11 protein-coding genes and 1 riboswitch are annotated in these 14,955 nt (G+C 42.2%); of the genes, 2 read left to right on the plus strand and 9 right to left on the minus strand.

Features of this window, described 5'->3' with window-relative positions:
* Positions 1-130 precede the first annotated feature (130 nt).
* On the plus strand, positions 131-367 hold the full coding sequence (locus DW981_RS05095; protein ID WP_118506997.1) for a hypothetical protein: 237 nt from the start codon (positions 131-133) through the stop codon (positions 365-367).
* A 65-nt stretch (positions 368-432) separates the two neighbouring features.
* Here the strand turns inward: DW981_RS05095 and DW981_RS05100 are convergent, their stop codons facing one another.
* The 3 genes from DW981_RS05100 to pdxS all read right to left on the minus strand — a co-directional run bounded on the left by DW981_RS05100 (position 433) and on the right by pdxS (position 3,316).
* Entirely contained in the window at positions 433-999 is a 567-nt protein-coding gene (locus DW981_RS05100; RefSeq protein WP_022025568.1) for a hypothetical protein, read from the minus strand.
* A gap of 117 nt (positions 1,000-1,116) precedes the next feature.
* Positions 1,117-1,689 carry a pyridoxal 5'-phosphate synthase glutaminase subunit PdxT gene (pdxT, locus tag DW981_RS05105; protein ID WP_118506998.1) on the minus strand — a complete coding sequence of 191 codons (573 nt, stop codon included), beginning with the start codon at positions 1,687-1,689 and terminating at the stop codon, positions 1,117-1,119.
* Between the two features lie 754 nt (positions 1,690-2,443).
* Positions 2,444-3,316 (minus strand): pyridoxal 5'-phosphate synthase lyase subunit PdxS, encoded by an 873-nt coding sequence (pdxS, locus tag DW981_RS05110; protein ID WP_022025570.1) that lies wholly within the window; start codon positions 3,314-3,316, stop codon positions 2,444-2,446.
* A gap of 271 nt (positions 3,317-3,587) precedes the next feature.
* On the opposite strand from pdxS, the gene DW981_RS05115 reads away from it, so the two are divergent.
* Positions 3,588-4,991: a PLP-dependent aminotransferase family protein gene (locus DW981_RS05115; RefSeq protein WP_118506999.1), complete on the plus strand. Its 1,404-nt coding sequence runs from the start codon at positions 3,588-3,590 to the stop codon at positions 4,989-4,991.
* 80 nt (positions 4,992-5,071) lie between these two features.
* Here the strand turns inward: DW981_RS05115 and DW981_RS05120 are convergent, their stop codons facing one another.
* The 6 genes from DW981_RS05120 to DW981_RS05145 all read right to left on the minus strand — a co-directional run bounded on the left by DW981_RS05120 (position 5,072) and on the right by DW981_RS05145 (position 14,955).
* Positions 5,072-5,974, minus strand: a complete 903-nt coding sequence (locus DW981_RS05120) for a cation diffusion facilitator family transporter (protein ID WP_182434141.1) — start codon at positions 5,972-5,974, stop codon at positions 5,072-5,074.
* A gap of 52 nt (positions 5,975-6,026) precedes the next feature.
* A riboswitch (NiCo riboswitch) is annotated at positions 6,027-6,114 on the minus strand.
* Between the two features lie 189 nt (positions 6,115-6,303).
* Positions 6,304-7,128, minus strand: coding sequence for a DNA/RNA non-specific endonuclease (locus tag DW981_RS05125; protein WP_347474507.1), 825 nt, complete (start codon positions 7,126-7,128; stop codon positions 6,304-6,306).
* A 45-nt stretch (positions 7,129-7,173) separates the two neighbouring features.
* Positions 7,174-7,905, minus strand: coding sequence for a pyruvate formate-lyase-activating protein (pflA, locus tag DW981_RS05130; RefSeq protein ID WP_022025574.1), 732 nt, complete (start codon positions 7,903-7,905; stop codon positions 7,174-7,176).
* 184 nt (positions 7,906-8,089) lie between these two features.
* A complete protein-coding gene (pflB, locus tag DW981_RS05135; protein WP_118507000.1) occupies positions 8,090-10,342 on the minus strand; it encodes a formate C-acetyltransferase in 2,253 nt (750 codons plus the stop codon).
* Positions 10,343-10,624: 282 nt separating this feature from the next.
* On the minus strand, positions 10,625-12,277 hold the full coding sequence (locus DW981_RS05140) for a C-GCAxxG-C-C family (seleno)protein (RefSeq protein ID WP_243034658.1): 1,653 nt from the start codon (positions 12,275-12,277) through the stop codon (positions 10,625-10,627).
* A 272-nt stretch (positions 12,278-12,549) separates the two neighbouring features.
* Entirely contained in the window at positions 12,550-14,955 is a 2,406-nt protein-coding gene (locus DW981_RS05145) for a CotH kinase family protein (RefSeq protein ID WP_182434142.1), read from the minus strand.

Below are 14,955 nucleotides of genomic sequence, written 5' to 3' on the forward strand. Positions count from 1 at the left end.
TGTTTATTGCGGAGATGAACGAAATCGTAAAAAGTTTCAAACATATGGATTGAATATAAATGCAAAATAAGTACGTGGTTTGACTCGGCCAATCAGTAATAAGGAAGTAATTCGGACTCTTTGCGTCAGTTTGGGTGTAGAGTTTCCGTCAGAACAGGAACAGCTGAAGAAAGCAGATGTTCGAAAACACATTTTATTTATTGATGATAATCCACAGTTTGCTGCGATACCCGTGGTGTTCTTGTCTAGTATAGCCAAGAAAGAACATATCAAGGAAATACTGCAGCTACAGCCGGCGGGATATATTTTGAAACCGGCTGACAAAGAGCGGATTTTGAATATGATCACACAAACATTAGGAAAATGAGAAACAGAGAGTCTTAAAAAGTGGGGTCTTCTTATGATGGGTATTTCTCTGTCCGGCTGAAATCGCTATGATATTTGATCAAACACGGGCAGACTTTCCATCACCTCAATAATTGGCGAATACACGGTATTCTTTGAATCGTCCTCTTCAAAATGATAAGCACGACTCTTCGTTTTTTTAGCCTGTTCTCTCGTATCCGGAAGTCTGCTATAGTGGCTGTCCTGACGATATTCTTTGGCCGTCTCCTGTAATCCTGCCAGCATATATTCTCTGTCCGGATCTTTATCACTGACTGCACTCATTTCCATTGCGATCACATCATTTGCTTCCTCTTTGGAACGACAATGTTCCAAACGTGTCTGCAAACGTTCCTTAGCATTCTGAACCCGCAATGCCTTTTGATACATCGTTGGATTATGAATCTGCAAATAATTCATCTCTGCCGAAGACAAGCGTTTTCCCTGTTTTAGCTTTTGAAAAATCTTCTGCTCGTATTGTGCCCTCTCTTCATCGCTCATCTGAGATGTTGGATCCATCAATTCCGACACTGCCTTTTTACATATATCCTGAATGCGTTCCCGCAATGCCGTCTTCTCATCCTGCGACAAAATTTCTTTACTATTCGTAATCATCGGAAAAATCCTCCCCATCAAAAAATAACCGATACCAATACCGCGTAATCTTCCACGCAATATTAATATCGGCTATTTCCGTCTATTCCTTAAGAACAGGTATCATCACATTAAAAATTACTGCTTTATAAACTCCTCTAAAAACCACTGATGAATGCGGTGATCTCCACCCAGTTCCGGATGAAAAGCTACTGCAAGCTGCTTGCCATAGCGAACACCGACAATGCGGCCATCCACCTCAGCGAGCACCTCTACTCCATCACTAACACTCTCCACATATGGTGCACGAATAAATTCCATCGGAAAGGTTCCGATCCCGACAAACTCGCCTTCCGCATAATGAAAGCTTCCAAGCTGTCTTCCATATGCATTTCTCTTTACCGTCACCGACAATGTTCCAAAATGAACGGTATCGTCTCCAGCGATATGTTCTGCCAAAAGGATCAGACCGGCACAGGTTGCCAATACCGGAAGTCCTGCTGCGATCTTTGCGCGCAGCGGCTCATACATATCTAACTCCCGTAAAAGTTTACCCTGAACGGTACTCTCACCGCCCGGAAGCACCAATGCATCAAACGAATCCTCTAAATCTTTTGCCTGACGTAATTGGATCGTCTGCGCCCCAAGCTCCTGCAACACTTTTTCATGTTCCTCAAACGCACCCTGTACTGCCAACACTGCAACTTTCATACTAATCTTACATTCCTTTCTCTGCACTAACAGTAAGTATATAACCCAAACCTCCCATACTGAAAAATATGATCAAACTACACATTACATATAATGAGAAGTTTAAGTACTCAAACTTCCCATACCGGAAGTTATTACCCGAACCATATATTGCTTATTATGTCAATGACTATATTGCATTTTGCAGCCACAAAAGGGTGGTTTCTGCCATCCGAGAACTATAGTAATTGCCTTGCCGCATTTTGTTTTTACAGTGATTTCTAAATTTTGTTGTCTCTGATGAATGATTTACATGCCTTACGGAAACTTAAAAGTCCCGGAAGCAAGGTATTCATCATTTTTGAAATGGACTTTGCGCTCGTCGTTACTTATGTCTCGTACTTCAGAGACATTAAGTAACGTGACGTAGCGCATCGTAGCGAAAGCGTCCCGTCCAAAAATGGATGATACCTTGCTAAACCAGGACAACTCAGACACTCCTTCAGGCATGTATGCATCAGAGACTTAACAAAATAAGAAATCACGTAAAAACGTTGCGTTCTGCGGCAATTATCTTAGTTCGCGGATGACAGAACAATTTAGTTTGTCATCTGCAAAATGTTCTATTTATTGCTGACATAATGAGCACACTGTGCTCATCTTAGGAGTTTCTTCGAAACTCCATTATGCGCAGAAATCATGCGCAAGTATTCTGACATAATAAGCAATATATGGCTGTGAGGCTTTGAGGTGTGGGAAGTTTGAGTCAAGTATATTATTTGCCTCGCTCAGCCATTAATAATTCAATCTCGTCTTCATTAATACCAACCATAGCTTCTCCAAGATCCTCAGAAAGTTCTGCGATCATCTTCGCATCGGTATAATTGGTAACTGCTTTTACGATCGCATTTGCACGCTTCTCCGGATTACCGGACTTGAAGATACCGGATCCTACAAAGACGCCTTCTGCACCAAGCTGCATCATCAATGCGGCATCTGCAGGAGTTGCAACACCACCTGCTGCAAAGTTTACAACCGGCAGTCTCTTGTGCTCATGTACATACTGAACCAGCTCATATGGTACACGAAGTTGTTTGGCTTCATCAAACAGTTCATCCTCACGCATAGCGGAAATCTTAGCAATTGCACTGTTCATCATACGCATATGACGCACTGCCTGAACAACATCACCGGTTCCCGGCTCACCCTTGGTACGGATCATGGAAGCTCCCTCGTTGATACGGCGAAGTGCCTCTCCTAAATCCTTAGCGCCACATACAAACGGAACGCGGAACTTTGTCTTGTCAATATGGTAAACATCATCTGCCGGAGAAAGTACCTCACTCTCATCAATGTAATCAATTTCAATTGCCTCTAATAACTGCGCCTCTACAAAATGACCGATACGGCATTTTGCCATAACCGGAATAGATACTGCTTCCTGAATACCACGGATCATTTTCGGATCACTCATACGTGATACACCTCCGGCTGCACGAATATCTGCCGGGATTCTCTCCAATGCCATAACAGCACACGCACCTGCTGCCTCAGCGATCTTTGCCTGCTCCGGAGTCGTAACATCCATGATCACGCCACCTTTTAACATCTGTGCCAATTCTTTGTTTAATTCATACTGTCTGCTCATACTATCCTCATTTCTGCACACATTTTCAAGCGTTTCAATATTGTATCAAGTGTGCACAGACACAATATTCTCATAACACCATTTTCTTTACTCAAGCTTCAGACAGCAGCTCCGGCTGTGCGAAGTTTGATTTCTTTACATAAGGCATCCCGACAAAACTTATCGGAATTATTTGCAAATGTAACTGAAGTAAAGTATACTATAATCTGACCATGTGAAAATATCCAATTTAACCATAGTCAGTATAGTCAGTTTGGAGGATATAATACCAATGCTTACATATTCATTTACTAATATAGGGTCAGATAGCCTGTACCACCATCTGTACCAATGTATCCGCGAGGATATTTTATGCGGTAATCTGACCGCCGAGACAAAGCTGCCATCAAAGCGTAGTTTTGCCAAAAATCTAGGGGTTAGCAATATTACTGTAGAAAATGCCTACGCCCAGCTTCAAGCCGAAGGATACATTTACTCCATTCCCAAGAAAGGGTTTTATGTCAGAAATTTATCTGACCTTACTCTCTCCATATCGCAAACAACATCTTCCACTTCGAACAGTCTACGTATGCCCGACAAATATAAGGTGGATCTTGCCAGCAACCAAATGAATCCGGAGCAATTTCCATTTTCTGTCTGGTCTAAACTGATCCGCGAGACTCTTCTCAACCGTCACGTGGAACTGATGCAGACACCTCCTTGGGGTGGCGTATGGGATCTTCGTCACGCCATCTGCTCACAGCTCAAAGATTTTCGAGGTATGGACGTGACACCGGAGCAGATCATTATCGGTGCCGGAACCGAGTATCTATACGGTCTTCTGATTCAATTATTCGGTCAGGACAAAGTCTATGCAGTTGAGAATCCCGGCTACCATAAGATTGCGAAAATATATGAAAATAGCCGTGTCAAATATCGCTATATACCGATCAGTGCTAAGGGTATCGATGCACTGGAATTAGAATCTTCCGGAGCACAAATTGTACATCTGTCACCGTCCCACCATTTTCCGACCGGCATCGTCACTCCGATCGGGACCCGCTATGAACTGTTGGCTTGGGCAACCAGGCAGCCGGGCCGGTATATCATTGAAGATGATTATGATTCAGAATTTCGATTATCCGGCAAACCTATCCCAACGCTGCAAAGTATCGACCAATCAGAACGTGTCATTTATATGAACACATTTACCAAAAGCCTTTCTTCAACCATACGAATCAGCTATATGGTATTGCCTAAACATTTGCTGGAACAGTTTGCAAAACGCCTGTCCTTTTACTCTTGTACCGTATCCAACTTTGAGCAGTATACGTTGGCACGTTTTATTGAAGACCGTTATTTCGAAAAACATATTAACCGTATGCGTACTTATTATCGCAAAATACGTGACGAACTGCTGGATGCCATTGCTAATAGCGCACTTGCCACACATTGCAATATCGCAGAAGAAGATTCAGGACTTCACTTTCTGCTGCATATTGATACCTCACTCCCAGATGATGCTTTGTCTGCAAAAGCAAAAGAATATGGTCTTCACCTATCTTTTTTGTCCGAATATTATGAAAAAGAAAGCCCTAATATTCCGGCACATACACTGATCATTAATTATTCCGGCCTGACCAGCGAAAAAATCCCTCAAGTGATCACACTGCTATCCAAGTGTATTCTCACTTAAGGGATCTGAAAAGATGGTTTGCTATTTTGCCGCCATTTTACTCCGACAGCAATTGCGGATTGACGTGCACCACACCTTGCTTACTCCGACAGCAAATGCGGATTGACGTGCACCATAACATGCTTTACCTTTGGGAAATTGCGTTCTATCGCGTCATGTACATGTTCTGCGATCTCATGTGCCTCAAATAACGTTTTTCTGCCATCTGCACTGATCTCAATATCAACATAGATCTTATTTCCAAACACACGAGTACGCATAATATCAACATGAAGCACACCTTCTTCTCTACAGGCGCACTCCCGAAGCTCATTCTCCAATGCATCATCACAGGCATGATCAACCATTTTGTCCGTTGCGTCCATAAAAATATCATACGCTGCCTTTACAATAAACAAACAGATTACTACACTGGCAATAGAATCAAGAACCGGAAATCCTAAACGTGCTCCAACAATACCAATCAAAGCACCAACAGAAGAAAATGCATCCGATCGATGATGCCAGGCATCCGCCATCAATGCTCCGGAATCCACACGTTTCGCATGATATTTAGTATACTGAAACATTGCTTCTTTCGAAATAATAGACAATATTGCCGCAGCTGCTGCAAGCAGTCCCGGTGTCTGCAAATGTGCATAATCTCCCGCTATAATATTTTTGACAGCTCCATAGCCAATTCCAATACCGGTAAGGCACAAAATATTTGCAAGCAGAAGTGCCGCAATACACTCCAACCGTTCATGTCCATATGGATGCTCCTTATCAGAAGCCTGTGCAGACAACTTCACTCCAACGATCACAATAATACTGCTAAACACATCCGATGCAGAATGAACCGCATCACTGACCATCGCTCCGGAATGAGCGATCACACCGGCTAGCAATTTGATCAATGACAATATTGTATTGCCAAAAATACTTACAATGCACACCCGCATTGCTACTGTTTCCATATTGTCTTTGTTGTTTTGATTGCTCATAATAACCTCTCCAATAAAAAATAAAAAAACATCCGCGAAGAACCAGTAATACTACTGTCCCGCGGATAAAACAATTCATTCCACTGTCACGTTGTGACCCGGCCCCAGATAAGATATCCGGCCTGTTCAGTTTGTACTGTAGCTAAATGCAGTGCAAAGAGTTTTCGTAGCCACTCCATAATTGAAGTTCTATATATTATATGTACGTTATCATTAAAAGTCAACACTAATCTTTCTTATACAAAACAAATCTTTCTTATATAAAACAAACCCCTCTCGTCTCGCCAAAATGTTCTTTGACGAAACGAGAGAAGTTAGTATGATTGCGATTATTTAGACAGCCTGCTTTCTCCGGTTGCGTAGTCGATCGTAACGCCCGGCTGCACATTATAAACGAATACATGGAAACATATTCCCTTACCTTTATCTTCCACAGAATAAGCTTCCATCTCGACTCCTTCTGCCACTAGATTATCACCCTTAAAAACAGGGGTAACACGATACAAAACATGGTGATCTGTATCTTTGACATAATCTGCCACTTCATCCTCAAAAGGAAGCATTCCATCTACATTTAAATATCTAGTCCCCGTGATCAGATTTTTTTTGTTTGCATTTTCACCTGCCAATTGAAATCCGATCAAATGACAGCGGTTATACAAATATTTGCCATCCACGACATCGTATTTAACAGTGTTCCATCCACTAGGCTTTACCATACCGATCGCACCACGTTTCTCCGTCGGCATAAGCTCTTTGCATATATTGGCATAAGCTGTGCCACAACGTCCCAATGCATCCAGACGATGATAATTCTCAAATGCTTTGGTGTTGTTTTTTTCACGGGTTGTGAAATTCGGAACATTATCATTCAGTTCCACATATGGTTCCCCGTTGTACGCCGCATGATCTTTTAAATTATCTAAAGACTGCGTTGCACTGTCGGAATCTTTCCCATCCGCATCTTTTGCCGAGGAACTTTCTCCTTCTGAGCGATCCTGCTGTGGCGCGGTTGTCTTTAACGCCTCTTTCGCCGCATATTTAGCAACCTTAACAACCTCTGTAGAGGAGCAACCGCAAAGCGCTGTCATCAGTCCCAAAATACACCCAAGACGAATCACCCACTGCATTCTTTTGTTTGTTCTATTTTCCATATTCGTAACCTCGTCCGTAAGACTTTACAACCACTTATAAATCTCTTAAATACCTAATAACTCTTCTGCGTGTTTCACTTCTTCCTGGGTCGGTGGATTAACGCCTTTCAGCGGATAATCAATTCCAAGCTGTTCCCATTTAAATACACCCAGTGTATGATACGGCAAAATTTCTACGCGCTCTACCGTCTTTAATGTTTGGATAAATTCCCGCATTTCGATCAGATATTTATCCTGACTGTTATCCCCCGGGATGAGCACATGACGGATCCACATTGGCTGCCCCATATCCGACATCTCTCTTGCCATCTCTTTGATATTTTCCCCGGTTTGTCCGGTAAGTGTCTGATGTACCTTCTCATCAATGTGCTTAATATCCAGCATAACAAGATCTGTTACTTCCATCAATTTTTTCCACTTGGAATAAAACGGCTCTTCTCTGGTAAACGGGTTTCCACTTGTATCAAGCGTCGTATGAATCCCCTTTTCTTTCGCCAAAGTAAATATCTCTGTCAGAAAGTCGATCTGCAAAAGCGGTTCTCCGCCACTAATGGTGATCCCACCGTCTTTGCCCCAATAATTGCGATAGCGCCAAGCCTTATCAATTAATTCTTTGGCAGTATATAGAGTTCCCTTTTGCATATCCCACGTATCCGGATTATGGCAAAACTGACAACGCATTGCGCAGCCACTCAAAAAAATAATATATCGCACACCGGGACCATCTGCAGATCCAAAACTCTCTAATGAATGTACATAACCTTTTGTTTGTTCCATCGTTTTCTTTCCTTTCTTAGTCCGCCTCTGTAGCAGAAAAGGAGCAGCCCTTTATAGAAAAGACTGCCCCATATTTCTTTAGTTTATACAGATCATGTATGTCAAAAACATTCACAAAGATGAATATTTCATCGCATATGCCGTCGCATTCTCAAGTCATTTTGAAAATGTGCTTCGCTGCAACTTACAGAGACTCATGACATGTTCTGGCAATTACATCGAGCTGCTGCTCTCTTGTCAAGTCGATAAACTTAACTGCATAACCGGACACGCGGATCGTGAAGTTTGCATACTCTTCTTTCTCCGGATGCTCCATAGCGTCGATCAGCTTCTCTTTGCCAAACACATTGACATTCAGATGATGTGCACCCTGGTCGAAGTATCCATCCATAACCTGAACAAGATTCTTTATACGCTCATCCGGATTGTGTCCCAATGCATCCGGGTTGATCGTCTGCGTATTAGAAATACCATCCAATGCTTCCTCATATGGCAATTTTGCTACAGAGTTCAAGGATGCCAGCAAACCATTCTGCTCAGCACCGTATGCAGGGTTAGCACCTGGTGAAAGTGGCTCTCCTGCTTTTCTTCCATCCGGAAGGGAACCGGTTGCCTTACCATATACAACGTTAGAAGTAATTGTAAGGATTGATGTGGTAGGCTCAGAGTCACGGTAAGTGTGGCAGTTACGAAGCTTTCTCATGAACTCACGAAGCAGCCATACTGCGATCTCGTCTGCACGCTCATCATCGTTACCATATCTAGGGAAATCCCCATCGATCTCATAATCTACGGCTAATCCATCCTCATCACGGATCACTTTTACCTTAGCATACTTGATAGCTGACAGAGAATCTACAACGTGTGAGAAACCTGCAATACCGGTAGCAAATGTTCTTCTTACATCGGTATCGATAAGTGCCATCTGAGATGCCTCGTAGTAATATTTATCATGCATATAATGGATCATGTTCAATGTCTCTACATAAGTCTGTGCGAGCCATGTCATCATCTCATCATATTTTTCCATAACTTCATCGTAATCAAGATACTCGGACGTGATCGGACGATACTTCGGTCCAACCTGCTCCTTGGTCTTCTCATCAACACCACCGTTGATCGCATAAAGCAAGCACTTAGCAAGGTTTGCTCTAGCACCGAAGAACTGGATTTCTTTACCTGTCTCTGTTGCAGATACACAGCAACATACAGAATAATCATCGCCCCATACCGGACGCATAACATCATCATTCTCGTACTGTACGGAACTTGTTGCAATAGAAATATGAGCTGCATATTTCTTGAATGCTTCCGGCAAGTTAGAGGAATACAATACTGTTAAGTTAGGCTCTGGAGAAGGTCCCATGTTCTCTAACGTATGCAGGAAACGGAAACATGTCTTCGTAACCTGAGAACGTCCATCCATACCAATACCAGCTACATCTACAGTAGCCCATACAGGATCTCCGGAGAACAACTGGTTATAAGACTCAATACGAGCGAACTTAACCATACGGAATTTCATCGTAATATGATCTACTAATTCCTGTGCCTCTTTCTCTGTCAATACACCGTTTGCCATATCTCTCTCAATATAAATATCCAAGAAAGTAGATACACGACCTACGGACATTGCTGCACCGTTCTGTGTCTTGATCGCTGCAAGATATGCAAAATATAACCACTGAAATGCTTCTTTTGCATTCTTAGCCGGTCTTGAAATATCAAAACCATAAATCTCACCAAGAGCTTTCATATCTTTTAAGCATTTGATCTGCTCAGCCAGCTCTTCGCGGATACGATAATCTTTACTACGCATTGCACGACGCTCTGTACCGGCAAAATCTTTCTGCTTCTCTTCAATCAGGTAATCCATACCGTAAAGAGCAACACGACGATAATCGCCAACGATACGTCCACGACCATACGTATCCGGAAGACCCGTTAAGATCTTGTTATGACGCATACGCTTCATCTCTGGTGTATATACCTCAAAGACAGCGTCACTGTGCGTTTTATGATATTTTGTAAAGATCTCATGCAGTTTCGGGCTTGGCTCATAACCATACATCTGACAGGACTGCTCTGCCATACGAATACCACCATAAGGCATGAACGCACGTTTCAGCGGCTTATCTGTCTGCAAACCAACAACTTGCTCTAAATCCTTAAACTCATCGCTGATATATCCGGGACCATATGCTGTAATACTTGAAACAACCTCTGTCTCCATATCAAGAACGCCGCCCTTTGCACGCTCCTCTTTCTGGAGTTTCTGGAGCTCGCCCCATAATTTATCTGTTGCATCTGTTGGTCCCTCTAAGAAAGACTCATCACCATCATATGGTTTGTAATTGTTTTGGATGAAGTCGCGTACATCAATGCCCTCTTTCCAAAGTCTTCCTTCAAAACCTTCCCATTCCTTAAAGTCTGCCATATTGACCTCCTTCTTATTGTGCCATTTGTCTCACTTGCATTCTTTCAAACATACTTTATTCATGTATATGAAGATGCGAAGTATTTATTTATCCGCAAGTTATACTAACATGAATCATCGTTTATTACAAGCTGGAAATTGATACCTTTTATCAACAATACAACTTTTCTTTTTACAAAGAATTTATGCTCTGTCGATCTTTTTGAAGCAGTTCAAAAAAGTCTTCCACCGGCATAGGCTTTGCATAATAATATCCCTGCACATTATCGCAGCCAATTTTTCTTAATAATTCAACTTGCTCTTCCGTTTCACCCCCTCTGCTAACAGCTCCAGTCCCAACTTGTCTGCCATCGCCACAACATATTCTAAGATCAACCGACCCTTTTCGGAAACCATCATATTTTCCATAAATTTCTTGTCTAATTTGATGACATCAAATGGTGTCTCTAATAAAATATTTAAGGAAGAATAACCACTTCCAAAGTCATCCATTAACAACTTATATCCCTGATGTTTGAGCAGCTCTGCCATATTGCTGATCTGCTCATCCCCAATGGTTTCTGTAATCTCTAACTCCAACTGTTCTTTCGGAATACCTGCCTCATGAATAGTCTGCGCCAGATAATCCATAAAAACAGTGTCTGTCAAATGCAGTCTGGACACATTCACAGAAACCGGGCAATTTTTAATACCAGCTTGTTCGCACCGCTTCAAAAAATTGCATGCCTCTTTCCAAATATAGTAATCCACTTTCTTGATATAGCCATTTTCCTCAATGACCGGAATGAACTCATTCGGATAGATCATACCGCGATCCGGATGCTGCCAACGGACCAACGCCTCTGCCCCGACAATATGATTCTGTACTATACTATATTTCGGCTGCAAATACATCTGAAACTGTTTTTCATCAATTGCAGAAGGAAGACTTTCCTCAATAAAATTGCGGATATACAACATTTCCTTAAATTCTTCCTGATAATAAAGAACATTGTTCATCATATTACCTTTTGCCTTTTTGCGCGCCATTGCAGCTCGATCCTCAATCTGGCGCAGATCCATCTTACGATCATTTACAATATATACACCAATGGAATATGTCAATTTAATATTTTTGAACATTTTGCAACGTGTCTGAATCTGACGGATCAACTCATCTAACTCGCTCTCATGTTGAAACTCGCTCAGCACAACAAATACATCGCTTCGTAAATTGAGATAATACTGTGTTTCATTGCATATTTCTGCAAGATTGTCTTTGATAAACTGCAATATCTGATCGCCCATCCGCTCTCCATAAATATCATTAATGATCTTAAAGCGACTGATATCAAATTGAATACATGCAATACTTTTGGAGGAATGGAGGATCAGATCGCGTACATGCGATTCAAAATGCTGGATCTTTTGAGCACGTTTCACCAAATATGTTATTTTCTCTATCTCCTGTTCGTCACAGGACGGTTCTGCCGGTTTCCCTGCTAACATATCCGGATACGCCTGCAGCATATCTTCCAAAATCTCAATACTGGTCTGTATAGCCTGCGCACATTTCTTCTTGATCATTCCCTCACGTCGGATCGACGCCATCCCCTCTGCAGTACTAATATTATTTTCCAATATATCTGCACAATTAAATTTGCCTTCCATCCGCTCCTGAAAACGATCAACAAACTCCTCAGCAATCTTTGTCCCAAAAATTTCCCGTTCTCTATCTTTTGTATCTGAAAACCCATAGGCCAGCCCCAATACAGCAAGTGCCGCCGTAACACAACCACACACACTTCCCGTATACATTCCCGCTGCAAAACATGCCATCGTGCGATATGCCGTTTCCTGATCCATACCATAATCCGAAGCATACGTGGCAAAAATCGCCTGTGCGCAATGATAATGCTGTTTGAGCTTTGTATAAACCTTTTCCTCGTGGCTCATAGTTCCTCCCTCCTTGCCGTTTTCCGTCCAACTTCTTACCTATAATCTATCATAACAGGTCTAATGCAAAACTGCAAACAAAAAGCAAAGCCAGCGCTTTGCTTTGCAAGAATTGCTAAAGCAATTCTTGGCGATGATGTCACGCTACACAACAGCAATTTCCTATCCCACAAAAAAGTCGCCATGGTGTGTCCGGTTTTATGGACACACACCATGGCGACTTTTTTTATTTCATGCTATTCTGTCATACATAATAGCATAGAGCACTCATCCTATTTTATTTTAATACTCTTTTTCTTCGTTTTGTATCCTTTTTTATGGACAGTAACTGTAATCTTCGTTCCTTTCGTTAATTTCTTTGATAACTTAAATGAAACTACTCCTTTTGCCGAAGTTTTCTTAGTTATCTTCTTAACTTTCTTCTTGCCTTTCACAATAATCTTCTTAGAAACAACGATCGTTACTTGTGCCTTGCCAACTGTACTTACCCGAATCACTTTTGTCTTTTTCTTGGCTTTAACACCAAGCTTTTTGATTTTCTTTATCTTGGCAGGTTTTTTCGTCTGTCCAGGATTTGGTACAGGTTTTTTCGTCGGGTTCACCGTAGGTGCCGGTGTCGGTTTCGACGAAGGTGATGCACTCGGTTTTACACTTGGTTCGGTTGAAGGTGTCACAGACGGAGACGGCGATGGTATAACGATCACCTCTTCGTCCTTACCGGTCTTATAAAAGTTATCAATCCATGTGTTCATCTGTGCAATGCCATTTGGACGCTGCTCCACAAAAGATTTCAAGCTGTTGTAACCTGCATACCCATTTATTGTATCGTTATTCCAATTGTAACGGGTATAATACTGTGCGAACAATGGCTCGTAAGTATTTTTAAACTGTGTCAATACTGTGGTTGCTTTGGAAGATTCAAAGTTTTTCTTAGAAAGATCCAATAATTCCTGCTTATATGCATTCCGGAATTTTTCATTCGACATTAACATAATGAAACATTGAATGCTCGGATTCATTGCCTCTTTCAAGTTCTGTCCCAACAGTCCACGATCATTGTAATAATTTCCTTTGGCGTCTACGTTCGTATTGTAATTGTCATCGCGGATTGTATTTGCGTATGCCTCTCCTGATCCACCACATCCGCCAAAATCCAGGTCATATAAACAAAAACGGAATCTTCCATCAGCGTATGCATTATTAGGATCCACGGTTGTTGTGCGCCACATTGACCAATTCTTGCCCGGCCAGTCCCATTTATTGTTGATCCATACCTGCGCAGCAAAATAATCCATCACTGACTGCGGATCTACCAGCTTACAAAACGCCTCATAATCCGCATCATTCTTTAGGTTCTTATGCTCTGCAAAAAAGTTCATAAGGTCACGATAGAAATAGTTTACATCCGTCTCTCCATCCGGAAGTGTCCCTTCATCCAATTTGTAACCATATTCCTCATCTGCATCTGCATCAGAAGCTTTATAAACAACGACGGAATCTTTGTCTACACCATGTGTCTCTTCAAAATAGCTGTCATCAAAATCCTGCTGTAAAATATACAATCCCCAATATTCACCATCGATGTAAACAACACATGCTCTGGAACCTTGCGTCTCGCAATCCAGATCTGACAACATACTCTGCCAATAGGCATCATTGTATTTTGTACCTGCAAACGCATAATTTCCACCATTGCGAAGCACTAACTTTTTGTGCTTTGTGATCGTCTTTCCGCTATCATCTTTGGCATTCTCAAAGAATGGATATTTAAAGTTTTTCTTGCCATAATCCGCACGTGCATACAAGCGCAATCCTTTCATCAGATCCGAACGGGAATAATTTCCCTGAATACGGATACCGCAATCCTGCTGCAACTGACAGTCAAGCGTTGTTCCATCCGTTTCGAAATAATCAATATGAGCATTACGCTCCCAAGCCTTACCCTTTTGATTATAATTCGCCGGCAAACGTCTCGCCTGATCGTTCATCATGTCTGTGGTGGCTTTTGGATTCTCCTCCAAATACTTTGCCACTGCCTCATCAAAGATCTTGCCTTTTACATAGATTCCTTTTTCATAATCGAAAAGATCTTCGTAATTCATTGAAATTGACATCACAGATAGCGGGATTCCAGCTGCCTGCGCACTCTTCTGAGCGTTTTTAATATGCATTGCCACGGTACCGACGAAATATGTATTCGTCTCGACAGTTCCAAAATTGCCATTCGCATCTACCGCCACTGCTTTGACAACCGTTCCCTTATCAACGTCAGCGTCAGCCGGTGCTTTCCGTGTTGTCGTATACGACTTTGTCCTCTTCTTCCATCTTACATTGGCATTGTCAAATAACAATGGATCTACAGCGGATACGTAATTCGCTTCCTTACTCCGATCCTTGATCGTAATACCATCTGTGTACTCTGCTCTTGTACTGCTGGTCTTTGGATCACTGCCATCCAATGTGTAATAGATTGTCTTAGCTCCTTCACTGGTCAATGTCAACGTAAATGCCTCTGCGTAAATGCCACTTCCGGCGGACATACTGACTGTGATCGGCTGCTGCTCCTCCTCAGCTGCCAACGCAGTCTGGCTCCAGCCATACGCTGCAGGTGCCGCAAAAGCAATCGTCAACCCAAGTGCCGCTGCCAATATCGGCGTCATCATGTTTCGTGTCCTCAT

It is taken from the genome of Clostridium sp. AM49-4BH (assembly GCF_003478335.1).
Lineage (GTDB): Bacteria > Bacillota > Clostridia > Lachnospirales > Lachnospiraceae > Butyribacter.